Origin of the sequence: Streptomyces sp. P13-3-3 (assembly GCF_050571355.1) — a bacterium.
Classification (GTDB): Bacteria; Actinomycetota; Actinomycetes; order Streptomycetales; family Streptomycetaceae; genus Streptomyces; species Streptomyces althioticus.
This window is the reverse complement of sequence record NZ_CP192228.1, coordinates 1,814,283-1,838,918: the sequence shown is the minus strand read 5'-3', so window position 1 is coordinate 1,838,918 and position 24,636 is coordinate 1,814,283. Positions and strand designations below refer to the sequence as shown.

The window sequence follows — 24,636 nt, the reverse complement described above, 5'->3', positions numbered from 1 at the left end:
AGCGAGCCGGTTAGGTTCGGGGGCATGGAAGACGTGCTGCGCCCGCTCATCGTGGTCGGCGGCTCGGTGGTGCTGACGCTGCTGCTCGGCTGGGCCACCGACCGGCTGCTGAGGAAGGCCGACGACCGCCACCACGAGACGCCGCTGTGGGGCCTGCTGCGCCGGGCCCGTGTCCCGTACCAGCTGCTGCTCTGCGCGGTCCTGCTCAGAGCCTCCTACGACGAGACACGGCTGCTGACCTCGCACGACCTCGCCGTCGGCCGGGTGCTCACCCTGGTGCTGATCGGGTCGGCCGCCTGGCTGACGATCCGGATCGCCGCCGCCGTGGTGGAGACCTCCTACACCCGGTACGCCAGCAACCACCGGGAGCGCGACCCGGCCCGGGTGCGCCGGGTGCGCACCCAGGTGACGCTGATCCGCCGCGTGGTCTCGGCGACGGTCGGCGTGGTCGCGGTGGCCGCGATGCTGCTGACCTTCCCCGCGATGCGCGCGGCCGGCGCCTCACTGCTGGCCTCGGCGGGCATCCTCGGCATCGTCGCCGGTGTCGCCGCCCAGTCGACGCTGGGCAACATGTTCGCCGGGCTGCAGATCGCGTTCGGCGACATGGTGCGCATCGGCGACACCGTGGTGGTGGACGGCGAGTGGGGCACGGTCGAGGAGATCACCCTCACCTTCCTGACCGTGCGCACGTGGGACGAGCGCCGGATCACCATGCCGGTGTCGTACTTCACCTCCAAGCCGTTCGAGAACTGGTCGCGCGGCACCCCGCAGATGACCGGCACCGTCTTCTGGCACGTGGACCACAGCGCGCCGCTGGACGCCATGCGCGAGAGGCTGCGCGACATCCTGCGGGAGTGCCCGGCGTGGGACGGCCGCGCCTACAACCTGACCGTCACGGACAGCACCCCGAGCACCCTGGAGGTGCGGGCGCTGGTGACGGCGAAGGACGCGGACGACATCTGGACGGTCCGGGTCACGGTCCGCGAGCAGATGATGCGCTTCCTCTCCGACGAGCACCCCTACGCGCTGCCCCGGGTCAACACCGCCGACGCGGTGCCGCCGCCCTGGGCCGCCCGGGAGAGCGCGCCCGCCGACGGCGTCCCCGCGGCACGCCGGCTGCACAGCCATCCGCCCCGGCAGGCGCGCTGAGCGGACCTCAGCAGCCGCGCTCGGCGCCGCCGTTCACCTGGACGATCTGCGAGGTGATGTGGCCGGCGCCGTGCGAGGCGAGCCAGTGCAGGGTCGCCGCGACGTCCCCGGGCCGGCCGGCCCGCTTGTCCGACGTCTCGGCGACCAGCCGGGCCCGCCGCTCCTCGTCCAGGCCGTCGCCGCCGAAGAACGCCGTGTCCTCGATGTAGCCGGGCGCGACCACGTTCACGGTGATCCCGTGCGGCCCCAGCTCCCGTGCCAGGGCGTGGGCGTACGGGTGGAGCCCCGCCTTGGCCGCCGCGTACGACACCCGTCCCGAGCCGCGCCTGGCGGCGATGGAGCTGAGGAACAGCACCCGGCCGCCGGGCACGGCGAGTCTGTCCCGCAGCGCCTCGGTGAGCAGCACGGCGGTCAGCACGTTGAGCCGGAAGTTGACCGTCCAGTCACGGGCGACGGCGTCGAGCGGGTCGTCACCGCCCACCGGCGGCTCCAGCAGCCCGTTGCCTCCCGCGCAGTGCACGAGCACGTCCACCGCTCCGAACTCGCGTCCCACGAACCCGGACAGGCCCCGCACGGCCTCGGGGTCGGCCAGATCGGCGGCGTAGGTCAGCGCACCGGGCACCTCGGCCCGCTCCAGGACGTCACCGCGCCGCCCGACGAGCAGGACGCGGTCCCCGTCGGCGGCGAAGGTCTGCGCGGTGGCGAGCCCGATGCCGGTGCCGCCGCCGCTGATCACCACATTGCGTGTCATGCCCCGACCCTACGGAGCGGGCGACGGCGGACGGCGGCAACGCGGCGGCGCTCAGCGCAGACTGCGCACGTCCAGATGACGCAGCACCCGGTCCACCACCTCGGGGTCGGCGCCCGGCTCGCTGCGCGCGGTGAGCACCTCGTGCCGGGCGGCGCTCAGCATCTCCTGCTCGATGCGCCGGACACGTTTCAGCCGCTTGGAGCGCTGCCGGGTCGCCTCACGCCGTTCGTCCTCGGCCATGTCCGGGCTGATCCGCACGCCCAGGTCGAACGCCCGGCGCATCAGCTGCTCGGACAGGTCCTCCGGCAGCTCCTCGACGTCCTCGATCTCCCGCAGCCTGCGCTTGGCCGCCTTCGCGACCCGGGCGGCGAGCCGGCGCTCCAGCTCCTTCTCCCGGCCCGTGTCGCCGCGCACCCCCAGCTTCCCCACCAGCCACGGCAGGGTGAGCCCCTGCACCAGGAGCGTGCCCAGCACCACGCCGAACGCGATGAAGACGATCTCGGAGCGGGCGGGGAAGTCGGCCCCCGCGTCGGTCTCCAGAGGGATGGCGAGGGCGAGCGCGACGGACGCCACCCCGCGCATCCCGGACCACCACATCACCACGGTCTCGCGCCAGCTCAGCGGGATCTCCTCGCCGACGTCCCGCTCGCTGTGCAGCCGCTTGGTCAGCCAGGTCGCCGGCAGCAGCCACACCAGCCGGACGAACACGACCACGCCGACGACCGCCGCCGCCCAGCCCAGCAGCTCGCCCCAGTGACCGGACGCGGTCTCCACCGCGTTGTGCAGCTCCAGCCCGACCAGGCCGAACGCCACGCCGGTGACGAGCGTGTCCACGATGTCCCAGAAGGTGTGCCCGGCCAGCCGCGCCATCACGTCGTCGGCGTCGGTGGCGTACTCCACCAGGAACAGTGCGGTGACCAGCACCCCGAGGACGCCCGAGCCGTGCAGCTCCTCGGCGAGAACGTACGCGGCGAACGGCACCAGCAGGGTCAGCGCGACCTGGAGGGTGGGGTCGCCGAGCAGGTCCATCGCCTTGTTGGTGGCCCAGCCGAGCACCAGGCCCACCGCGACCGCCACCACCGCCGACAGGATCAGGTCGAGCCCGGCCGCCCAGGGTGAGAAGGTGCCGCTCACGGCGGCGGCCACGGCCACGTGGTACAGCACGATCGCCGTGACGTCGTTGAAGAGGCCCTCGCCCTCCAGGATCGACACCAGGCGGCGGGGCAGCCCCAGCTTGCCGGCCACGGCGGTCGCCGCGACCGGGTCGGGCGGGGCGACCAGCGCGCCGAGGGCGACGGCGGCGGCCAGCGGCAGCCCCGGCACGAGCGCGTGGGCGACGGCGGCGACGCAGAAGGTGGTGACGAAGACCAGCGCCACGGCCAGCAGCAGGATCGGCCGGACGTTGGCCGCGAACTGGCGCCAGGAGGTGCGGCGCACGGCCGCGTACAGCAGGGGCGGCAGCAGCAGCGGCAGGATCAGTTCCGGCGGGACGTCGACGTTCGGCACGAACTCCAGCAGCGCCAGGACGATCCCGAACACCGTCATCAGCACCGGCGCCGGCAGTTTCAGCCGCTCCCCCACGGGGACGCTCACGACCGCCCCGAGCAACAGGGCGAACAGCAGGGCCAACTGATCCACGGTCACCGCTCCCGGGGGTTCGCACGGTCGGTCGAACGGTGTCCAGCCTGCCATGGGGTGCGGCCCCGGTGCGGTCAGCCGGGCCCCGCTACAGCGCGCGCCGCATGGCCCGGTGCGGCATGCCCGCGTCCGGGAACCGAGGCCCGTAGGCCTCGTAGCCGAGCCGCTCGTAGAAGCCGAGGGCGTGGGTCTGCGCGTGCAGGTCGACGCCGGTGAGCCCGCGCTCCCGGGCCGCCTCCTCGACGGCCCGCACGAGCGCCGCGCCGACGCCGAGGCCGCGCGCCCGCTTCAGCACCGCCAGCCGGCCGAGGGAGCCGACCGCCGGGTCGCCGCCGTTCTTCGCCGCGGCGGCGGCGCCGTGCAGCAGCCGGGCCGTGCCGAGCGGGGTGCCGTCGCCGTCGACCGCGAGCAGGTGCACGGCGTCCGCGTCGTGAACGTCGTACTCGACGTCCTCGGGGACGCCCTGCTCGGCGACGAAGACCTCCTTGCGGACGCCGAAGCACGCCTCGCGGTCGTCGGGGTCCTCCGCCACCCGCACCGTGACGGCCGGGCTCATGCGTACGTCTCCTCGCGGACCTGGTCGAGCGCCTGCTGGAGGTCGTCGGGGTAGTCGCAGGAGAACTCCGCCCACTGCCCGTCGCCGGGGTGCTCGAAGCCGAGGCGCACGGCGTGCAGCCACTGCCGGGTCAGCTTGAGCCGCTTGGCGAGCGTGGGGTCGGCGCCGTAGGTGAGGTCGCCGACGCAGGGGTGGCGGTGGGCGGCCATGTGCACGCGGATCTGGTGCGTGCGGCCGGTCTCCAGCTTCACGTCCAGCAGGGAGGCGGCGCGGAACGCCTCGATCAGGTCGTAGTGCGTGACGGACGGCTTGCCCTCGGCGGTGACCGCCCACTTGTAGTCGTGGTGCGGGTGGCGGCCGATGGGGGCGTCGATGGTGCCGCTGGTCGGGTCGGGGTGGCCCTGGACGAGCGTGTGGTAGCGCTTGTCGACCGTGCGCTCCTTGAACTGGCGCTTCAGCGACGTGTACGCGTACTCGGACTTGGCCACCACCATGAGGCCGGAGGTGCCGACGTCGAGGCGGTGCACGATGCCCTGGCGCTCGGCGGCGCCGGAGGTCGAGATGCGGTACCCGGCGGCGGCCAGACCACCGATCACGGTCGGCCCCGTCCAGCCCGGGGAGGGGTGCGCGGCGACGCCGACGGGCTTCACGATCACGACCACGTCGTCGTCGTCGTGCACGATCTCCATGCCCTCGACCGGCTCGGCGACGACCTGCACCGGGGCGGGCGCCTGCGGCATCTCCACCTCGAGCCAGGCGCCCCCGCTCACCCGCTCGGACTTTCCGACCACCGACCCGTCGACCGTGACCTTCCCCGCGGCGGCGAGCTCGGCCGCCTTGGTACGGGAGAAGCCGAACATGCGGGAGATGGCGGCGTCGACGCGCTCGCCCTCCAGGCCGTCGGGCACGGGCAGGGTACGGATCTCGGGAATCGTGCTCACCCGTCGAGTATGCCGGACGGGTGCGTCACTCCCGCACGGGAGTGACGGGACCCTCAGTCCGCGCGGCCCGTGCCGTCAGTCCTTGTGGACCGTGCCGTCCGGGTCGAGGCCGCGGAAGGACAGCAGCACGATCAGGATGCCGCCGCACACGATGGCCGAGTCGGCCAGGTTGAACACCGCGAAGTGCTTGGGCGCGATGAAGTCGACGACCGCGCCCTCGAACACGCCCGGCGAGCGGAAGATCCGGTCGGTGAGGTTGCCGAGGGCGCCGCCGAGCAGCAGGCCGAGCGCGATCGCCCAGGGCAGGCTGTAGAGCTTGCGGGCCAGGCGGAAGATCACCACGATCACGGCGGCCGCGATGACCGTGAAGATGACCGTGAACGCCTCACCGAAGCCGAAGGCCGCGCCCGCGTTGCGGATCGCCTCGAAGCGCAGCCAGTCACCGACGATCTCGATCGGCTCGTGGTGCTCCAGCTTGGCGACCACGATCATCTTGCTGACCAGGTCGAGGAGGTAGGCGAAGGCGGCGACGGCGAACAGGACGGCGATCCGCCGCCTGCCGCGGGGCCGCTCCGCCTCCTCCGTCGTACCGTCGGCGCCGGCCGGCTCCCGACCGTCCCGGTCCCGCTGGTCCCGGTCCTGGATGTCCCGGTCCTGCCCGTCCCGGTCCGCGTCCGGGGTGTCCGGCGTACCGATGATGCGCTCCGCCTCTGCCACGTGAGTCCCTCAGCCTAGGTCCTTGACTGAGGACGAGGGTACGGCACGGTCTGCGGGGCCGCTCCTCAGTACCGGCGCTCCTGCTTCTGCTTGCACTCGACGCACAGGGTGGCCCTCGGGAAGGCCTGCATACGGGCCTTGCCGATGGGTTTGCCGCAGTTCTCGCACAGGCCGTAGGTGCCCGCGTCGAGCCGCTGGAGCGCCCGCTCGAACTGGTCGAGCATCTCGCGCGCGTTCGCCGCGAGGGCCAGTTCGTGCTCGCGCGTGATGTTCTTGGTGCCGGTGTCGGCGTCGTCGTCGCCCGCGCCGTCGCCGGAGTCCCGCATCAGGCCGGCCAGCGACCGTTCGGAGGAGCTGATCTCCTCGCGCAGCCGCAGCACCTCCGACATCAGCTCGGCCCGCGCCTCCTCGACCTCTTCGCCGGTCCACGGCTCCTCGCCGGGGCGTACCGCGAGCTCGCCCGGCTCCACCGCGCCGTGCCGGGCCTTGGGCACGGCGGTCGCCGCCGCTGTGGCCGCCGGGCCAGGGGTCTTCTTCGCACCCACCGTCGTCACTCCCGTCTGCGCCGCGGCCTCGGCCGCGTCCGCGTCGTCGGCCGCGCTGTGCCCGGCCCCGTCCTGAGCGGACCCGCTGGTCCTGGCCGCACCGTTCCCCTCGGGGGCGCCCCGACGGCCGCCCTCGTCCCGACCCGCGGCGGCCGCCTTCCCGGCGGTCCCCCGTGCCGGCTTCTTGCCGGCGAGCTTCTTCGCGGTGGCCTTCCGGCCTCCGGCCTTCGCGGTGGCACCCTTCGACGCCGTCGTCCCGGACACGGCCTCGGCCGCACCGGCCTTCGCCTCGGCGGCCTCGGCCGCCGCACCCTTCTTCGCCACCATGGCCGCGGCCCCTTCACATATTGTGATCTTGCGCGCGAATCGTGCTGGGACGATAAATCGACTCAGGCCCTGCGGCAACGGGGCGCACCGCACGGTCACCTCGCCCCGCGCGCGCCGCGCGGCGACCTGCATGCGTTGTGCCCAGCTGACCGCCGGGTATGCCGCCCGCACGCACGTCCCGGCACCCGGAACAGGCGTACCGCTCCATTCGGGGCATTCCCGTGCACACCGTCGCGGGAAAAGCGGTCGGCCGCCCGTCCCGCCGCGCCGTACACTGGGCGGAGCGAAAAGCGTGGATGGGGACGAGTAGCGGCGTACGCAGCCCAGAGCGACCCGGGGACGGTGTGAGCCCGGGGGCGAGCGCGACGTGAAGATCACCCCGGAGCCGCCGGAAGAAAGCCGCAGCAGCGGCGAGTAGACCCGGCATCGCGACCCGAATGAGGGGGCTCACCGGAGCGTGCGGCGCACCGGAGGGCCAAGGAGGGTGGTACCGCGGGAGCGCGCCGACGGCGGCGCAAGAAATCAAGCTCTCGTCCCTCCGGTCGGAAGGCAGCAAGTCCGCCGGAGGAAGCCCGCTGATGACAACGCCGACGTACCGCCCGGTACCCGCCCAGGTCGACCTGCCCGCACTCGAGCACACGGTGCTCCGGTTCTGGGACGAGCAGAAGATCTTCGCCAAGAGCCTGGAGCAGTCCGAGGGCCGCCCCGAGTGGGTGTTCTACGAGGGTCCGCCCACCGCCAACGGCATGCCGGGTGCCCACCACATCGAGGCCCGCGTCTTCAAGGACGTCTTCCCCCGCTTCCGCACCATGCGCGGCTACCACGTGGCCCGCAAGGCCGGCTGGGACTGCCACGGCCTCCCGGTGGAGCTGGCGGTGGAGAAGGAGCTGGGCTTCTCCGGCAAGCAGGACATCGAGGCGTACGGCATCGCCGAGTTCAACGCCAGGTGCCGCGAGTCGGTGACCCGGCACACGGACGCCTTCGCCGAGCTGACGACCCGCATGGGGTACTGGGTCGACCTCGACGAGGCCTACCGGACCATGGACCCGGAGTACGTCGAGTCGGTCTGGTGGTCGCTGAAGGAGATCTTCGGCAAGGGCCTGCTGGTCCAGGACCACCGCGTCGCCCCCTGGTGCCCCCGCTGCGGCACCGGCCTGTCCGACCACGAGCTGGCGCAGGGCTACGAGACGGTCGTCGACCCGTCGGTCTACGTCCGCTTCCCGCTGACCTCCGGCCCGCTGGCCGGCGAGGCGGCCCTGCTGGTGTGGACGACCACCCCGTGGACCCTGGTGTCCAACACCGCGGTCGCCGCGCACCCCGACGTGACCTACGTGGTTGCCACCGACGGCGAGGAGAAGCTGGTCGTCGCCGAGCCGCTGGTCGAGAAGGCGCTCGGCGAGGGCTGGGAGACCACCGGGCAGACCTTCACCGGCGCCGAGATGGAGCGCTGGACCTACCGTCGCCCCTTCGAGCTGGTCGAGTTCCCCGAACACGCCCACTACGTGGTCAACGCCGAGTACGTCACCACCGAGGACGGCACGGGTCTGGTCCACCAGTCCCCCGCCTTCGGTGAGGACGACCTGAAGGTCTGCCGCTCCTACGGTCTGCCCGTGGTCAACCCGGTCCGCCCCGACGGCACCTTCGAGGAGGACCTGCCGCTGGTCGGCGGGGTCTTCTTCAAGAAGGCCGACGAGCAGCTCACCGAGGACCTCAAGGAGCGCGGCCTGCTCTTCAGGCACCTGCCGTACGAGCACAGCTACCCGCACTGCTGGCGCTGCCACACCGCGCTGCTCTACTACGCGCAGCCGTCCTGGTACATCCGCACGACGGCGGTCAAGGACCGGCTGCTCCAGGAGAACGAGAACACCAACTGGTTCCCGGACACGGTCAAGCACGGCCGGTACGGCGACTGGCTGAACAACAACATCGACTGGGCGCTGTCCCGCAACCGCTACTGGGGCACGCCGCTGCCCATCTGGCGCTGCGAGGAGAACCACCTCACCTGCGTCGGCTCCCTCACCGAGCTGACGGAGCTGACCGGCACGGACCAGTCGGGCCTCGACCCGCACCGCCCGTACATCGACGAGGTCACCTTCGCCTGCCCGCAGGACGGCTGCGGCGCCACGGCGACCCGCGTGCCCGAGGTCATCGACGCCTGGTACGACTCGGGCTCGATGCCGTTCGCGCAGTGGGGCTACCCGTACAAGAACAAGGAACTCTTCGAGTCCCGGTACCCCGCGCAGTTCATCTCCGAGGCCATCGACCAGACCCGCGGCTGGTTCTACACGCTGATGGCGGTCGGCACGCTCGTCTTCGACAAGTCGTCCTACGAGAACGTGGTCTGCCTCGGCCACATCCTCGCCGAGGACGGCCGCAAGATGTCCAAGCACCTGGGCAACATCCTCCAGCCGATCCCGCTGATGGACCAGCACGGCGCGGACGCGGTGCGCTGGTTCATGGCGGCCGGCGGCTCCCCCTGGGCCGCCCGCCGCGTGGGCCACGGCACCATCCAGGAGGTCGTCCGCAAGACGCTCCTCACGTACTGGAACACGGTGGCCTTCCAGGCCCTGTACGCCCGCACGTCGAACTGGGCGCCGAGCGAGGCCGACCCGGCCCCGGCCGAGCGTCCGGTGCTGGACCGCTGGCTGCTGTCCGAACTGCACGCGCTCACCGACCAGGTGACCCAGGCGCTGGAGAACTACGACACCCAGCGGGCCGGCAAGCTGCTGTCCGCGTTCGTCGACGACCTCTCCAACTGGTACGTCCGCCGCTCCCGCCGCCGCTTCTGGCAGGGCGACAAGGCCGCGCTGCGCACCCTGCACGAGGTCGTGGAGACGGTGACCAAGCTCATGGCCCCGCTCACCCCGTTCATCACCGAGCGGGTGTGGCAGGACCTGATCGTCCCCGTCACGCCGGGCGCGCCGGAGTCGGTGCACCTGTCCTCCTGGCCGGAGGCGGACCTGTCCGTCGTCGACCCGGAGCTGTCCCGCCAGATGGCGCTGGTGCGCCGCCTGGTGGAGCTGGGCCGCGCCACGCGCGCCGAGTCGGGCGTCAAGACGCGTCAGCCGCTGCGGCGGGCGCTGATCGCGGCGGCCGGCTTCGACGCCCTCGACCCGGAGCTGCACGCGCAGATCACGGAGGAGCTGAACGTCGAGTCGCTGGCGCTGCTGTCCGAGGTGGGCGGCTCGCTGGTGGACACCACGGCCAAGGCCAACTTCCGCGCGCTGGGCAAGCGGTTCGGCAAGCGCGTCCAGGACGTGGCCAAGGCGGTGGCGAACGCGGACGCCGCGGCGCTGTCCCTGGCCCTGCGCGAGGGCACGGCCTCGGTGGAGGTCGACGGCGAGACGATCACCCTCTCCCCGGACGAGGTGATCATCACGGAAACGCCGCGCGAGGGCTGGTCGGTGGCGTCCGACGCGGGTGCCACGGTCGCCCTGGACCTGGAGATCACGGAGGAGCTGCGCCGCGCCGGTCTGGCCCGTGACGCGATCCGGCTGATCCAGGAGGCCCGCAAGAACAGCGGCCTGGACGTGGCCGACCGGATCGCCCTGCGCTGGACGTCGGACGACGCCGCCACGGCGGCCGCGCTGACGGAGCACGCGGAGCTGATCGCCGACGAGGTGCTCGCCACGGACTTCGCCCGGGGCGAGGCGGACGACTCCTACGGTGCCCCGTTCACGGACGAGGGCCTGTCCCTGACGTTCCGTCTGCGCAAGGCGTAACCACCGTCGCACGGCCAAGGCCCGGCCCCCCGGAGGAAGTTCTCCGGGGGGCCGGGCCTTCGGCGTTGCGTGCGTCGGACATGTCCGCCGCATCCGAACAACCGGGGCGAACCCGGGGGAACCGGTGGGAACACGCGTAGCACAAGGGCGGGGCCCCGGGTTGGTGAACCCGGGGCCCCGCCCTGAACGCTGCCGACTGCTACGCCGTACCTATGGCCACAGGGGCCGTCAGTTGTCGTCCTCGTCGATCAGGAAGCCACGCATCGGCGAGGGAGCCTGACCCATCGGGGACGGACCCTGCGGACGGACCGGAGCCATGGGCTGGGTCATCGCAGGCTGCATCTGCTGCTGGCCGCCGTACGACGGGCCGGACTGGCCGCCGGGGCCGCCGCCCATCGTCTGGTTGCCGCCGTAGGACGGGGCACCCGCGCCGGCCGGGGCCATCGAGGGCGCCGGGGACGGCGGCAGGGACGGAGCGGCGCTCGCGGGCTGACGCGGCGGGGCGAGCGAGTCGTCCGCCTGGGTCTCCAGCTGGCGCAGCTGCGACTCCAGGTAGGACTTCAGCCGCGTGCGGTACTCGCGCTCGAAGCCGCGCAGGTCCTCGACCTTGCGCTCCAGCGTGGCGCGGGCGGACTCCAGGGAGCCCATCGCGACGCGGTGCTTCTCCTGCGCGTCCCGCTCCAGGGCGTCGGCCTTGGCACGGGCGTCACGCTCGAGGCCCTCGGCACGCGAACGCGCCTCGCCCACGATCTTGTTGGCCTCGGAACGGGCCTCCGCGATCGCCTGGTCGGCGGTCTGCTGGGCCAGCGACAGGACACGCGCGGCGCTGTCGCCACCGGGGCCGCCCTGCTGACCGGGGAGTCCGGGAGGACCACCCATGGGACCGCCCATCGGGCCGCCAGGGCCCATCTGCCCCTGCATCGGGCCGCCCTGGCCCATCGGCCCGGGACCCTGACCCATGGGGCCGGGACCCTGCGGGCCGCCCTGTCCGCCGGGGCCGGCGGGCAGCTGAGGAGCACCGCTCGGCAGCTGGGGCGGGCCACCCATGGGGCCGCCCATCTGCTGCTGCGGCGGGCCCGATATGCCGGCGGGCACCGGAGCGCCGGGACCTCGCATGCCCTGCTGGGGCATGCCGGGAGGCGGACCCTGCTGTTGCTGCTGGTCCTGCTGCTCCGGAGGCTTGCGCATGTTCTGCTGGTTCTGCGCCGCGGCACGCGTGGCGGCGGCCAGCTTGGCGCGCAGGTCCTCGTTCTCGCGCAGCAGGCGCGTCAGTTCGGCTTCGACCTCGTCGAGGAAGGCATCGACCTCGTCCTCGTCATAGCCTTCTCGGAGGCGGACGGTCGTGAACTGCTTGTTCCGCACGTCCTCGGGGGTCAACGGCATCTCTTCACCTCAACGTAGTCATCGGCAGTCGGCAAGACCGTATCGTCCAGCCTCATCACACAAACCTCTGTGCGACGGAGATGAGGATCCAGACGATGATCATCAGGACGAAGAAGGACAGGTCGAGCGCCACGCCCCCGAGACGCAGCGGCGGGATGAACCGCCGCAGAAGCTTCAGCGGTGGATCGGTGACAGTGTAGGTGGCCTCCAGAACGACCACCATCGCCTTGCCGGGTTGCCATGAGCGGGCGAACTGGAACACGTAATCCATGACCAAACGGAAGATCAGCACGATGAGGAACACCATCAGCGCGATGTAGATCACCTGCGCGAACACGCCCATGGCCTGCTTTTCCCTCTCCCCTGTGCCGCTCTTGTCCGGTCCTGCGTCTCAGCTCTGGTTGAAGAACCCGCCCTCTGCGATGCGGGCCTTGTCCTCCGCCGTGACATCGACGTTAGCAGGCGACAACAGGAACACCTTCTGCGTCACCCGCTCGATACTGCCGTGAAGACCAAACACCAAACCCGCCGCAAAGTCGACAAGTCGCTTGGCGTCTGTGTCATCCATCTCAGTCAGATTCATGATCACCGGGGTGCCCTCACGGAAGTGTTCCCCGATGGTACGGGCCTCGTTGTAGGTCCGGGGGTGAAGCGTGGTGATCCGGTAAGGCTCTCGTTCCGACACGACCTTGGGCATGATCACCGGTGCGTTCTTCTCCAGGCTGGCGCGTTCTTGTGTGATGGATGCCACGGGCGCGATCCGCGCCGGACGGGGCGATTCCGCGGGCAGCGAAGCGGACCGGGACACCGGTTCGCGGGGTGCGGGCGGATGGACGACTCGTACCTCTTCGTCCCTTTGCGGCTGGTGTGTTCCGTGGGACTGGTGCGACGGCTCGTGCCGCCGGTGGTCCCGCTCCGGCTCCGGGTCGAGTTCCGGTTCGAAATCGTCGTCTGGGTCGAATCCGCGGCCGTCGTACCCATCGTCCTCCACGAGGCCGAGGTAGACCGCCATCTTGCGCATCGCGCCGGCCATGCTCCGAGTCCTCCGCTCTGTGGTGGATCCGCTGACGACCGCCAAGTGCCCGCGATCCACTGGGTCCTTGCTCCGCCGTTGGGCGGAAATGACCATATTTTCTGCTGTGGTCCGACTTCTTGGCGACGTTACCCGAGCCTGGGGCGGACTCCGAGTACCGCACTGCCGACGCGCACATGTGTCGCTCCGGCGGCCACGGCCTGTTCGAGGTCCGCACTCATCCCTGCCGACACCATGTTCGCAGCCGGATGGGTCCGCCGCAGGTCGGTCGACAAATCCATCAACCGCTCGAACGCCGCCTGTTGGCGGCCGGCGTACTCCCCGGCGAGCGGCGCGACGGTCATCAGGCCGTCCAGCCGCAGCCCTTCGGCGCCGGCCACCAGGTCGGCCAGTTCCGCGACACCGGAGGGCGCCACGCCGCCGCGCTCACCCCGGCCGTCGGCGCCGGCGTCGAGCGCCACCTGGATGAGGCAGCCGACCTCGCGCCCGGCCCGGACGGCCTCCTTGGAGAGCGCCGACACAAGACGGGCACGGTCGACGGACTGCACGACATCGGCATAACCGACCACCGAGCGCACCTTGTTGGTCTGAAGTTGACCGACGAAATGCCACACAAGGGGCAGATCCGCGCAGGCCGCCGCCTTCGGGGCGGCGTCCTGGTCGCGGTTCTCGGCGACGTGCCGCACGCCGAGTCCGGAGAGGATCCGCACGTCGGACGCGGGCCAGGTCTTGGTGACCACGATGAGCGTCACCTCGTCGCGTCCGCGACCGGCCGCGTCACAGGCGGCGGCGATCCGCTCCTCCACTCTCGCCAGGTTCGCGGCGAGTTCGTCCTTACGGTCCGTCATGTCCTCGGGTCCAGCCACACATAACTCGCGAGCCGCCCGGTGGTGCGGTCGCGACGGTACGAGAAGTGATCGTCCGACTCCCGTGTGCACACGGGCGAGCGCCCGGCGCCGGAGACGCCCAGCCGCTCGAGTTGCGCGTGCACACCCGCGACGACGTCGACCGCGGGCGTGCCCCAGCTCGTCTCCGCGTACGCCGCCGGCTCGACGGCGGCCACGTCGGCGCGCATGTCCTCCGGCACCTCGTAACACCGGCCGCACACCGCGGGTCCGGTGCGCGCGACGATCCGGGCGGGGTCGGCGCCAAGTTCCGTCATGGCCCGTACGGCGGCCGGGACGACCCCGGCGACCAGTCCGGGCCGGCCCGCGTGCGCCGCGGCGGCGACGCCCGCGACGGGGTCGGCCAGCAGCACGGGCACGCAGTCGGCGGTGAGCACGGCGAGGGCGAGTCCCTGCCGCGCGGTGACGACCGCGTCCACCTCGGGCACCGGGCGGTCGCCCCACGGCTCGTCGACGACGACCGCGTCCGCGCCGTGCACCTGGTTCATCCACACCACACGGGCGGGGTCCACGCCGAGCGCCCCGGCGGCCAGTTCGCGGTTGGTCCGCACGCTCCCGGGGTCGTCGCCGACCGCGCCCCCGAGGTTGAGCTCCTCATACGGAGCGGCGCTCACCCCGCCCCACCGGTCGGTGAAGCCGAAGTGCGCGCCGCTCACGCTCTCGCGCTGTCCTATCACTTCAGGAAGTCCGGGACATCCAGTTCCTCGGCCGCGCTGTCGTAGCTCCGGGACGGCGGGACGGGGGGCTGGACGGCCGGCATGTCGGCCACGGGCTCGGGGGCCGGGGCCGGCTCCGGGTCCTCCTTCGGCGTGACGCTGCCGAGCGAGCCGAAGGACGGGCGGCTCTCCGTGCGGCCCGCCGGGGCGGGCTCCTCGCGCTTGGCCGAGGAGGAGCCGAGGACGTTGTCCCGCTTGGCGGGCGGCTGGCCGCCGTCGAAGCCGGCGGCGATGACGGTGACCCGCACCTCGTCGCCGAGGGCGTCGTCGATCACGGCGCCGAAGATGATGTTGGCCTCCGGGTGGGCGGCCTCGCTGACCAGCTGGGCGGCCTCGTTGATCTCGAACAGGCCGAGGTCGGAGCCGCCGGAGATGGAGAGCAGGACGCCGCGGGCGCCGTCGATGGACGCCTCGAGCAGCGGGGAGGAGATGGCCATCTCGGCCGCGGCCACCGCGCGGTCGTCGCCGCGGGCCGAGCCGATGCCCATGAGCGCCGAACCCGCCTCGGACATGACCGACTTGACGTCGGCGAAGTCGAGGTTGATGAGACCGGGAGTGGTGATGAGGTCGGTGATGCCCTGCACACCGGAGAGCAGGACCTGGTCGGCCGACTTGAAGGCGTCGAGAACCGACACCTGGCGGTCCGAGATGGACAGCAGCCGGTCGTTCGGGATCACGATGAGGGTGTCGACCTCTTCGCGGAGCTCCGCGATGCCGTCCTCGGCCTGGTTCGCACGGCGCCGTCCCTCGAAGGTGAACGGGCGCGTGACCACACCGATGGTGAGGGCACCGAGGGAGCGGGCGATGTTGGCCACGACGGGCGCGCCGCCGGTGCCGGTGCCGCCGCCTTCACCGGCCGTCACGAAGACCATGTCGGCCCCCTTGAGGACCTCCTCGATCTCCTCGCGGTGGTCCTCGGCGGCCTTGCGGCCGACGGCCGGGTTCGCTCCGGCGCCGAGTCCGCGGGTGAGTTCACGGCCGACGTCGAGCTTGACGTCGGCGTCGCTCATCAACAGCGCCTGCGCGTCGGTGTTGATGGCGATGAACTCGACGCCCTTGAGACCGACCTCGATCATCCGGTTGATGGCATTGACACCACCGCCGCCGACACCGATGACTTTGATGACTGCGAGGTAGTTCTGCGGTGCTGCCACGTCGAAGGCCTCTCGCCTCGAGTTACGTGTCGCCGGGGCGCCGGAGCAACTGCTGCCCCCGCGATCCGACGACTGATGCCGAATGGGACGGTCCGTATCGCCGACCCGAACCCTAACGTTGAAGTTTAGGGTTACCAGTGTGTCTGTTCCCTGGAGTCTTCTGAACAGGACACTAAGTCGACACGTGGCGCACGTTCAACGAACACGCCGAACCTCCCGTTTTTCTTTTCACCCTATGTGATCAGCCGTGTCGCTGCCCAACCAGGGTGCTGGCCTGCGCGGATGTGCGTCAACTCCCTGATGACGCCGGGGCGCTGGGAACGCTGACGTCGAAGTGCCGTGCGTCCGGCTCCGCTTTCATCAGCGCGGTGAGGGCGCGCGCCTTCTGCGCCCCCTTCTCGCTGCTTCCCCAGTCGACGGTACGGCCGTCGGTGAGTTCCAGGGAGATGGCGTCGTAGGAACGGACCTTGACGCTGCGCGTTTCCGGCGCGAGGGACTCGGGGACGGCGCCGGCCACGCGTACCGCCTCCCGCACCAGACGGTCCTCGCCGAATCGCCGGAGGCTGGCCGCGGAGGACCCGGAACGGGAGAGATCCATTTCCAGCGCGGGCACCCCCTTGGGCGCTTTCTCGACGGTGGCGAACCGCACGCCGTCGTCGTCGACTTCGACGAACTTGCCGCCCTTGTGGACCAGGAGGACGGGAGTGCGCTCGGTGACCCGGAGCTTGATCTCGTCGGGCCAGGAACGGACCACGTCGACGGTGTCGATGCGGGGCAGCGCCTCGGTGGCCCGCTTCTCGATGGCCCCGGTGTCGACCGAGACGAGCTGTTCCCCGAGGGGCACGTCGGCCGCCTCGCGGACCTGGTCCGGTGTCAGGACGTCGGTCCCGGACACCGAGACGCGCTCCACGCGGACCAGATCGGAGCCGTACAGCAGCCAGAAGGCGCCGCTGCCGAGGAACAGGAGGACGACCGCCGATGCGATGATCAGACGAAGACGCCGTCGCCGTACGGCTCGTACGGGCGGCGGGCCGGACGACTCCCGCTTGCGTTCACCGCGCTCGGCGGTCGTCGATCCGGCCACGCTCCCTGCCTTCCGTCACATGCCTCTACCTGTGGGCACGGGCGGCGACCGCCTCGTACACCATGCCGACGAGCAGTTCGTCGGCGTCCCGGCGGCCGAACTCGCTCGCGCTGCGGGACATCTCGTACAGCCGGTGCGGGTCGGCGAGCACGGGCAGCACGTTCTGCTGGACCCACTCCGGGGTCAGATCCGCGTCGTCGACCAGCAGTCCGCCGCCGGCCTTCACCACCGGCTGGGCGTTGAGCCGCTGTTCGCCGTTGCCGATGGGCAGCGGGACGTAGGCGGCCGGGAGTCCGACGGCGGAGAGCTCCGCGACGGTCATCGCACCCGCGCGGCAGAGCATCATGTCCGCCGCCGCGTACGCGAGGTCCATCCGGTCCAGGTAACTTACCGGGATGTACGGGGGCATGCCCGGCATCTGCTGCACGTGCGGCAGTTCGTTCTTCGGGCCGACCGCGTGCAGGATCTGGATGCCGGCCTGCTGGAGCCACGGGGCGACCTGCTGGACGACCTCGTTGAGCCGGCGGGCGCCCTGCGAGCCGCCGGAGACCAGGAGCGTCGGCAGGTTGGGGTCGAGCCCGAACGCGGCGCGCGCCTCGGGGCGCACGGCGGCCCGGTCGAGGGTGGCGATGGTGTGGCGCAGCGGGATGCCGATGTAACGCGAGTTGCGCAGCTTGCTGTCCGGGGTGGCGACGGCGACCTGGGCGGCGTAGCGGGAGCCGATCTTGTTGGCCAGGCCGGGGCGGGCGTTGGCCTCGTGGATGACGATCGGCACGCCGAGGCGCTTGGCCGCGAGGTAGCCGGGCAGGGCGACGTAGCCGCCGAAGCCGACCACGACGTCGGCCCGGGTGCGCTCCAGGACCTGCTCGGTCGCCTTGATGGTGCCGCGCAGCCGGCCCGGGACGGTGATCAGCTCGGGGGTCGGCTTGCGTGGCAGCGGGACGGCGGGGATCAGCGCCAGTTCGTACCCGCGCTCGGGTACGAGACGGGTCTCCAGGCCGCGCTCCGTGCCCAGGGCCGTGATGCCCACGGACGGGTCCTGCCTGCGCAGCGCGTCCGCGAGGGCGAGCGCGGGCTCGATGTGGCCCGCGGTTCCTCCGCCGGCGAGTACGACATGCACCGAAATTCACCGCTCTCCGGACGAACGCGCCCCCGGGGCACGTCGTCGCATCGTGTTCCATCTCCGGGGCCGCTGAGAACCCCCGATCCGCTTTCTACCAAAGCGGGGTTGCCGCATCGCAAGCGCCATCCGCGCAGCGGGGTCCTCACGCGCGAACGCGATGAGCAGCCCGATGGCGAACATGGTCGGCAGCAGGGCGGACCCCCCGTAGGAGAACAGCGGGAGCGGGACTCCGGCGATCGGCAGCAGACCGAGCACCGCACCGATGTTGATCACGGCCTGCGCCGTGATCCAGGTGGTCACGCCTCCCGCGGCATACCTGACGAAGGGGTCCTCCGTACGTCCGGCCACGCGGATACCCGCATAGCCTAGAGCGGCGAACAGGGCGAGCACCGACAGCGTCCCCGCCAGACCCAGTTCCTCACCGGTGACGGCGAAGATGAAGTCCGTGTGCGCTTCAGGGAGTTCACCCCATTTCTCCAGACTCGCACCGAGCCCGGAGCCGAAGATCCCGCCGGAGGCCAGGGCGTAGATGCCGTGCACGGCCTGCCAGCAGTCGACCGGACCGGTCTGCGGCTCGGTGGCGCCGAGGCAGGCGAGCCGGGCCATGCGGTTCTCGCTGGTGCGGATGAGGATGGCGCCGAGCAGCGCGGCGACCGCCAGCACCCCGGCGAACAGCCGGGTGGGAGCGCCCGCCAGCCACAGCAGGCCGAAGAGGATCGCGGTGAGGATGATGGCGGTGCCCATGTCGCCGCCGAGCATGATCAGTCCGAGCAGCATGAACGCGGCGGGAACCAGCGGCACCAGCATGTGCTTCCACTGGGTCAGCAGCCGCTTGTCCTGTTTGCGGGCGAGCAGGTCGGCGCCCCAGAGCACCAGCGCCAGCTTGCCGAACTCGCTGGGCTGGAGCTGGAAACTGCCGCCGAGCGCGAGCCAGTTCTGGTTGCCGTTGACCGCGACTCCTATCCCCGGCACCTGCACCAGGGCCATCAGGAAGACGGCGCCCGCGAGGATGGGGTAGGCGAGCGCCCGGTGCAGCTTCACCGGCATCCGGGACGCCACCAGCAGCAGGACGGCGCCGATCACGGCGGCCAGCAACTGCTTGCGGAAGAAGTACGAACCCGACAGCGACATCTGCAGCGCCGTGATCTGGGAGGCCGAGTAGACCATCACCAGGCCCAGCACGGTGATCAGCAGACTGCCGCCGAGGACGACGTAGTACGCGGTCAGTGGCCGGTCCCAGGCCCTGCGCGCCCGGGTCACCAGGGTGCGCAGGGGGTTGTCGCGCGGGGGGCGGGGCGCGACGGGGCGCCGGGCGGCCCGCTGGACGGGCGGCCTGCCGGTACGGCTACTGGACATCACGACCTCCGCGGTACGCCGGCCAACAGGTCTCGGACGGTCCCACGCGTCCCTCCCAAGGTCGCCCGGCGCCGGGGCGGCCGGGGTCAGGCGCCGAGCTCGCGCACCGCCTGTGCGAACGCGTCACCGCGCTTGTTGTAGTTGGCGAACATGTCCATCGAGGCGCAGGCCGGGGCCAGCAGCACCGTGTCACCGGGGCGTGCCAGCCGCCGCGCCTCCTGGACGGCCTGGAGCATCGCCCCAGTGTCGGTCCGCCCGAGGTCGACCACGGGGACTTCGGGGGCGTGTCGCGCGAGGGCTTCGCGGATCAGGGCGCGGTCCCGGCCGATCAGCACGGCGCCGCGCAGCCGCTTCGCGGCCCCGGCGACGAGTTCGTCGAAGGTGGCGCCCTTGGCGAGTCCGCCCGCGATCCACACCACGGAGTCGTACGCCGCCAACGAGGCCTGCGTGGCATGCGTGTTGGTGGCCTTGGAGTCGTCCACGTAGGCCACGCCGTCCACGTCCGCCACGTGCGCGATGCGGTGGGCGTCCGGGCGGAAGTTCCGCAGGCCTTCCCGCACGGCGCCCGCGGGCACCCCGTAGGCGCGGGCGAGGGCCGCCGCGGCAAGGGCGTTGGCGATGTTGTGCGGGGCGGCCGGCTTCACGTCGGCGACCTCGGCGAGCTCCTGGGCGTTCTTCTGCCGGTTCTCCACGAAGGCGCGGTCGACCAGGAGGCCCTCGACGACGCCGAGTTGGGAGGGGCCGGGGGTGCCGAGGGTGAAGCCGATCGCGCGGCAGCCCTCCTCGACGTCGGCCTCGCGGACGAGGTCCTCGGTGGCCTTGTCGGCGGTGTTGTAGACGCAGGCGACGCGGTTGCCCTCGTAGATGCGGCCCTTGTCCTTCGCGTACGCCTCCATGGAGCCGTGCCAGTCGAGGTGGTCGGGCGCCAGGTTGAGGACGGCGGCGGAGTGGGCGCGCAGCGAGGGCGCCCAGTGGAGCTGGTAGCTGGACAGCTCCACGGCGAGCACGTCGTACTCCTCGTCGCCGAGGACCGCGTCGAGCAGGGAGACGCCGATGTTGCCGACGGCGGCGGTGCGCAGTCCGGCCGCCTCCAGGATGGAGGCGAGCATCTGCACGGTGGTGGTCTTGCCGTTGGTTCCGGTGACCGCGAGCCAGTCGGCCGCCCCGGGCTTCCTGAGCCGCCAGGCGAGTTCGACGTCGCCCCACACCGGCACCCCGGCCGCGTCGGCCGCCGCGAAGAGCGGCTTGTCCGGCTTCCAGCCGGGCGCGGTGACGATCAGCTCGGTGGAGTCGGGCAGGGTGTCGCCGTCCCCGAGGCGGACGGTGACGCCGAGCGCCTCCAGTTCCGCGGCCTGCTCGCGGGCCCGCGCGTCGTCGCCGTCGTTGACGACGGTGACCTTCGCGCCGAGTCCGTGGAGTGCCTTGGCCGCCGGGACGCCGGAGACGCCGAGTCCCGCGACGGTGACGTGCTTGCCCTGCCAGTCGGTCACTTGTCCGCTGCCCATCCCGCGTAGAAGAGGCCGAGTCCGACGATCACACAGATGCCCTGGATGATCCAGAAGCGGACCACCACAAGGACTTCGGACCAGCCTTTGAGTTCGAAGTGATGCTGGAGCGGCGCCATCCGGAACACCCGCTTACCGGTGAGCCGGAAGGAGCCGACCTGGATGACCACCGACATCGTGATGAGGACGAACAGGCCGCCGAGGATGGCGAGCAGCAGCTCGGTGCGGGAGCAGATCGCGAGACCCGCGAGCACGCCGCCGAGCGCCAGCGAACCGGTGTCGCCCATGAAGATCTTGGCCGGGGAGGTGTTCCACCACAGGAAGCCCAGGCAGGAACCCATCAGCGCGGAGGCCACGACGGCGAGGTCCAGCGGGTCGCGCACCTCGTAGCAGGCGCCCGGGTTGGTCAGCGTCTCGCCGTTGGCGCAGGACTCCTGGAACTGCCAGACGCCGATGAAGGTGTAGGCGCCGAAGACGAGCACGGAGGCGCCGGTGGCCAGACCGTCCAGACCGTCGGTGAGGTTCACGCCGTTCGACATGGCGAGGATCATGAACAGCGCCCAGATCACGAACAGGACCGGGCCGATGGTCCAGCCGAAGTCCGTGATGAACGACAGCTTCGTGGAGGCGGGGGTCTGCCCGCGGGAGTCCGCGAACTGCAGGGACAGCACCGCGAAGGCGACGCCGACGATCAGCTGGCCGGCCATCTTCGCCTTGGCCCGCAGACCCAGCGAACGCCGCTTCACGATCTTGATGTAGTCGTCGAGGAAGCCGACGAGGCCCATGCCGACCATCAGGCCCAGCACCAGCACGCCGGAGTACCGCGGCGACTCGCCGCTGATCACCTTGGAGAGGAAGTAGGCGGCGACCGTCGACAGGATGAAGGCGATGCCGCCCATCGTCGGCGTACCGCGCTTGCTGGCGTGCTCGCGCGGGCCGTCGTCGCGGATGTACTGCCCGTATCCCTTGCGGGCGAGCAGCTTGATCAGCAGCGGCGTGCCGATCAGGGTCAGGAAGAGGCCAATGACTCCTGCGAACAGGACCTGATTCATCATCGGGCGGCGACCTCACCCTCGGCACCGGTCTCGAGCAGCGCCTGCGCCACGCTCTCGAGCCCGACCGAACGGGACGCCTTCACGAGTACGACATCCCCCGGGCGCAATTCGCTGCGCAACAGGTCGACCGCCGCCTGTGCGTCGGACACGTGCACCGACTCCTCACCCCACGAACCCTCGTTATATGCGCCCAGTTGCAGCCAGGCGGCTTCCCTGCCCCCGACCGCGACGAGCTTGCTGACGTTGAGCCGGACGGCGAGCCGTCCGACCGCGTCGTGCTCGGCGAGCGCCTCGTCCCCGAGCTCGGCCATCTTGCCGAGCACCGCCCACGTACGGCGCCCCTTGCCCATGGCCGCCAGCGCACGCAGCGCGGCCTTCATGGACTCGGGGTTCGCGTTGTAGGCGTCGTTGACGACCGTCACGCCGTCCGGTCGCTCGGTGACCTCCATGCGCCAGCGGGAGAGGGAGCCCGCCTCGGAGAGCGCGCGGGCGATCTCGTCTGCGGACATGCCCAACTCGTGGGCGACGGCGGCCGCGGCGAGCGCGTTCGACACGTGATGCTCACCGTACAGGCGCATGGTCACATCGCTTGCACCGGAGGGTGTGTGAAGCCTGAAGGAAGGCTGTCCGCTGTCCGTGAGTCGCACGTTCTCGGCGGAGACGTCCGCTTCGCCGGACTCTCCGAAAAGGATCACCTTCGCCTTCGTTCGGGAGGCCATGGCGCGGACGTAGGGGTCGTCCGCGTTGAGGATCGCGACGCCCCCCTCCTCGGCCGGCGGCAGCGACTCGACGAGCTCGCCCTTGGCCTGGGCGATCTGCTCCCGGCCGCCGAACTCGCCGATGTGCGCGGAGCCGACGTTCAGCACCAGGCCGATCCTGGGCGGGGTCAGTCCGGTGAGGTAGCGGATGTGGCCGATGCCCCGGGCCCCCATCTCCAGCACGAGGAACCTGGTGTCCTCGGTGGCGGTGAGCGCGGTCAGCGGCAGCCCGATCTCGTTGTTGAGGGAGCCGGGCGTGAAGACGGTGGGGGCCTTGTTGCCCAGCACCTGGGCGACCAGGTCCTTGGTGCTGGTCTTGCCGGCCGACCCGGTGAGGGCGACGAGGGTGGCGCCGAGCCGGGCGACGACGTGCCGGGCGAGAGCCCCGAGGGCCGCCTGGACGTCCTCGACGACGATCGCGGGCACCCCGACCGGCCGGGAGGCGAGCACGGCGACCGCGCCCGCCTCGACGACCTGGGCCGCGAAGTCGTGGCCGTCCACGCGCTCGCCGACGAAGGCGACGAAGAGGCTTCCCGGACCCGCCTCCCGCGAGTCCCGGACCACCTCGCCGGTGACCAGGACGGAGGGGTCCGGTATGTCGTGCGTCTGCCCGCCGACGACTTCTGCGATCTCGGCGAGGGAGAGGGCGATCACAAGTTCATCCCTGGGTCTTCTTGATGGCTTCGCGAAGCACCTGGCGGTCGTCGAACGGACGCACCACCCCGGCGATGTCCTGTCCCAGCTCGTGGCCCTTGCCGGCGACCAGCACGGTGTCGCCGGGCTCGGCCCGGGCGACGGCGGCGGCGATCGCGGCGGCCCGGTCCTCGAAGACCGCGACCTCGCCGCGCTCGTGCGCGGGCACCGAGGCCGCGCCCTGGAGCATCGTGGCGAGGATCGCCAGCGGGTCCTCGGAGCGGGGGTTGTCGGAGGTCAGTACGGCGGTGTCGGCGAGCCGCGCGGCGGCCGCGCCCATCGGCTCCCGTTTGGTGACGTCACGGTCACCGCCGCAGCCGAGCACGACGTGCACCCGGCCCTCGGTGACCTTGCGCAGGGCGCGCAGCACCGACTCCACGGCGTCCGTCTTGTGGGCGTAGTCCACGACCGCCAGGTACGGCTGGCCCTCGTCGACGCGCTCCAGGCGGCCGGGCACGCCCGGCACGGCGGCGACACCGTCGGCGGCGGACTGCGGGTCGAGTCCGGCCACGGCCAGCGCGACGATCGCGGCCAGGGAGTTGGCCACGTTGAACGGGCCGGGAAGCGGCGAACGGGCGGTGACGCGCTCGCCCTCGGGACCGACCACGGTGAACGTCGAGTCCAGCGGGCCGACCTCGACGTCCTCGGCGCGCCAGTCGGCGTCCGGGTGTCCCTCGGCGGAGTAGGTGACGACCGGGACGCCGGCCTCCTTCACCAGGCGGCGGCCGTACTCGTCGTCCACGTTGACCACGCCGAGCCGGCTCCGGGCGGGCGTGAACAGCTGCGCCTTGGCCTGGAAGTAGTCCTCCATCCCGGAGTGGAACTCCATGTGCTCCGGGCTGAGGTTGGTGAAGACGGCGATGTCGAAGACGCAGCCGTCGACCCGGCCGAGGACCAGGGCGTGGCTGGAGACCTCCATGGCCACGGCCTCGGTGCCGCGCTCGCGCATGACCGCGAACAGCGCCTGGAGGTCGGTGGCCTCGGGCGTGGTGCGCTCGGACTTGATGCGCTCGTCGCCGATGCGCATCTCGACCGTGCCGATCAGTCCCGTGCTGCGGACGGTCCGCAGACCGCCCTCGACGAGGTAGGCGGTGGTGGTCTTGCCGGAGGTGCCGGTGATGCCGATCTGGAGCAGATCGCGGCCGGGGTGGCCGTAGATCGTGGCGGCCAGTTCGCCCATCCGGGCCCGCGGGTCGTCCACGACCAGCGCGGGGAGCCCGGCCGCGGCGACGCGTTCGGCGCCCGCCGGGTCGGTGAGCACGGCGGCGGCGCCGAGGCTCGCGGCCTGGGTGACGAAGTCCGCGCCGTGAAGGCGGGCGCCCGGGAGGGCGGCGTACAGGTCCCCGGGCCGGACGGCGCGCGAGTCGTGGGTGATGCCCGTGACCTCGGCGGCCTGCGCGGGTGCGGGGACACCCAGCTGACCGGCGAGTTCCGCGAGGGGTGCGGCGGAGACCTGGTCCGGACGGGGCGGTCCCGGATATGTCACGGGGTGGCCCTTCTGGGTGGTTTGGGACTGATCAGCGTG

General features: G+C 71.6%; 21 protein-coding genes. 2 read left to right on the top strand and 19 right to left on the bottom strand.

The annotated features are described in order from the left end of the window. Positions 1 to 24 precede the first annotated feature (24 nt). Positions 25 to 1,149 (top strand): mechanosensitive ion channel family protein, encoded by a 1,125-nt coding sequence (locus ACQZOG_RS08290; RefSeq protein ID WP_033273014.1) that lies wholly within the window; start codon positions 25 to 27, stop codon positions 1,147 to 1,149. 7 nt (positions 1,150 to 1,156) lie between these two features. On the opposite strand, the gene ACQZOG_RS08285 is transcribed toward ACQZOG_RS08290, so the two are convergent. From ACQZOG_RS08285 to ACQZOG_RS08260, 6 genes are all read right to left on the bottom strand, one after another. Then, positions 1,157 to 1,900: an SDR family NAD(P)-dependent oxidoreductase gene (locus tag ACQZOG_RS08285; protein ID WP_033273013.1), complete on the bottom strand. Its 744-nt coding sequence runs from the start codon at positions 1,898 to 1,900 to the stop codon at positions 1,157 to 1,159. A gap of 51 nt (positions 1,901 to 1,951) precedes the next feature. Further along, entirely contained in the window at positions 1,952 to 3,538 is a 1,587-nt protein-coding gene (locus tag ACQZOG_RS08280; protein ID WP_033273165.1) for a Na+/H+ antiporter, read from the bottom strand. Between the two features lie 88 nt (positions 3,539 to 3,626). Further along, positions 3,627 to 4,094, bottom strand: a complete 468-nt coding sequence (locus ACQZOG_RS08275; protein WP_058915947.1) for a GNAT family N-acetyltransferase — start codon at positions 4,092 to 4,094, stop codon at positions 3,627 to 3,629. Then, the gene (locus tag ACQZOG_RS08270; protein ID WP_033273011.1) at positions 4,091 to 5,035 is read right to left on the bottom strand and encodes an RluA family pseudouridine synthase; all 945 of its coding nucleotides are present in this window, start codon (positions 5,033 to 5,035) and stop codon (positions 4,091 to 4,093) included. Before ACQZOG_RS08270 ends, ACQZOG_RS08275 begins: the two co-directional genes overlap by 4 nt. Before the next feature lie 75 nt (positions 5,036 to 5,110). Then, positions 5,111 to 5,752 (bottom strand): signal peptidase II, encoded by a 642-nt coding sequence (gene lspA, locus ACQZOG_RS08265; RefSeq protein ID WP_033273010.1) that lies wholly within the window; start codon positions 5,750 to 5,752, stop codon positions 5,111 to 5,113. A 65-nt stretch (positions 5,753 to 5,817) separates the two neighbouring features. After that, complete coding sequence (locus tag ACQZOG_RS08260) at positions 5,818 to 6,624, bottom strand: TraR/DksA family transcriptional regulator (RefSeq protein WP_037639081.1); 807 nt, start codon at positions 6,622 to 6,624, stop codon at positions 5,818 to 5,820. A 578-nt stretch (positions 6,625 to 7,202) separates the two neighbouring features. On the opposite strand from ACQZOG_RS08260, the gene ileS reads away from it, so the two are divergent. Further along, the gene (gene ileS, locus ACQZOG_RS08255; RefSeq protein ID WP_193454748.1) at positions 7,203 to 10,346 is read left to right on the top strand and encodes an isoleucine--tRNA ligase; all 3,144 of its coding nucleotides are present in this window, start codon (positions 7,203 to 7,205) and stop codon (positions 10,344 to 10,346) included. Positions 10,347 to 10,574: 228 nt separating this feature from the next. On the opposite strand, the gene ACQZOG_RS08250 is transcribed toward ileS, so the two are convergent. From ACQZOG_RS08250 to ACQZOG_RS08190, 13 genes are all read right to left on the bottom strand, one after another. Next, positions 10,575 to 11,729, bottom strand: coding sequence for a DivIVA domain-containing protein (locus ACQZOG_RS08250; protein ID WP_033273007.1), 1,155 nt, complete (start codon positions 11,727 to 11,729; stop codon positions 10,575 to 10,577). 55 nt (positions 11,730 to 11,784) lie between these two features. Then, a complete protein-coding gene (locus ACQZOG_RS08245) occupies positions 11,785 to 12,072 on the bottom strand; it encodes a YggT family protein (RefSeq protein WP_033273006.1) in 288 nt (95 codons plus the stop codon). 48 nt (positions 12,073 to 12,120) lie between these two features. Continuing rightward, entirely contained in the window at positions 12,121 to 12,762 is a 642-nt protein-coding gene (locus tag ACQZOG_RS08240; protein ID WP_033273164.1) for a cell division protein SepF, read from the bottom strand. A gap of 128 nt (positions 12,763 to 12,890) precedes the next feature. After that, positions 12,891 to 13,610 carry a YggS family pyridoxal phosphate-dependent enzyme gene (locus tag ACQZOG_RS08235; RefSeq protein WP_037639082.1) on the bottom strand — a complete coding sequence of 240 codons (720 nt, stop codon included), beginning with the start codon at positions 13,608 to 13,610 and terminating at the stop codon, positions 12,891 to 12,893. After that, a complete protein-coding gene (gene pgeF / locus ACQZOG_RS08230) occupies positions 13,607 to 14,344 on the bottom strand; it encodes a peptidoglycan editing factor PgeF (protein ID WP_351032345.1) in 738 nt (245 codons plus the stop codon). Before pgeF ends, ACQZOG_RS08235 begins: the two co-directional genes overlap by 4 nt. After that, entirely contained in the window at positions 14,341 to 15,537 is a 1,197-nt protein-coding gene (gene ftsZ, locus ACQZOG_RS08225) for a cell division protein FtsZ (RefSeq protein WP_430741413.1), read from the bottom strand. Before ftsZ ends, pgeF begins: the two co-directional genes overlap by 4 nt. A gap of 289 nt (positions 15,538 to 15,826) precedes the next feature. Continuing rightward, a complete protein-coding gene (locus ACQZOG_RS08220) occupies positions 15,827 to 16,621 on the bottom strand; it encodes a cell division protein FtsQ/DivIB (protein WP_365163992.1) in 795 nt (264 codons plus the stop codon). A gap of 25 nt (positions 16,622 to 16,646) precedes the next feature. Further along, positions 16,647 to 17,741, bottom strand: a complete 1,095-nt coding sequence (murG, locus tag ACQZOG_RS08215; protein WP_037639087.1) for an undecaprenyldiphospho-muramoylpentapeptide beta-N-acetylglucosaminyltransferase — start codon at positions 17,739 to 17,741, stop codon at positions 16,647 to 16,649. A gap of 6 nt (positions 17,742 to 17,747) precedes the next feature. Further along, positions 17,748 to 19,100: a putative lipid II flippase FtsW gene (gene ftsW, locus ACQZOG_RS08210; RefSeq protein WP_033273000.1), complete on the bottom strand. Its 1,353-nt coding sequence runs from the start codon at positions 19,098 to 19,100 to the stop codon at positions 17,748 to 17,750. 86 nt (positions 19,101 to 19,186) lie between these two features. After that, positions 19,187 to 20,605, bottom strand: a complete 1,419-nt coding sequence (gene murD, locus ACQZOG_RS08205) for a UDP-N-acetylmuramoyl-L-alanine--D-glutamate ligase (RefSeq protein ID WP_351032340.1) — start codon at positions 20,603 to 20,605, stop codon at positions 19,187 to 19,189. After that, positions 20,587 to 21,657 carry a phospho-N-acetylmuramoyl-pentapeptide-transferase gene (gene mraY / locus ACQZOG_RS08200; protein WP_006131287.1) on the bottom strand — a complete coding sequence of 357 codons (1,071 nt, stop codon included), beginning with the start codon at positions 21,655 to 21,657 and terminating at the stop codon, positions 20,587 to 20,589. The genes murD and mraY overlap by 19 nt, the downstream gene beginning before the upstream one ends. After that, on the bottom strand, positions 21,657 to 23,072 hold the full coding sequence (locus ACQZOG_RS08195; RefSeq protein ID WP_037639091.1) for a UDP-N-acetylmuramoyl-tripeptide--D-alanyl-D-alanine ligase: 1,416 nt from the start codon (positions 23,070 to 23,072) through the stop codon (positions 21,657 to 21,659). Before ACQZOG_RS08195 ends, mraY begins: the two co-directional genes overlap by 1 nt. Positions 23,073 to 23,076: 4 nt before the next feature. Continuing rightward, positions 23,077 to 24,597: a UDP-N-acetylmuramoyl-L-alanyl-D-glutamate--2,6-diaminopimelate ligase gene (locus ACQZOG_RS08190; RefSeq protein WP_391605812.1), complete on the bottom strand. Its 1,521-nt coding sequence runs from the start codon at positions 24,595 to 24,597 to the stop codon at positions 23,077 to 23,079. Between the last annotated feature and the right edge of the window lie 39 nt (positions 24,598 to 24,636).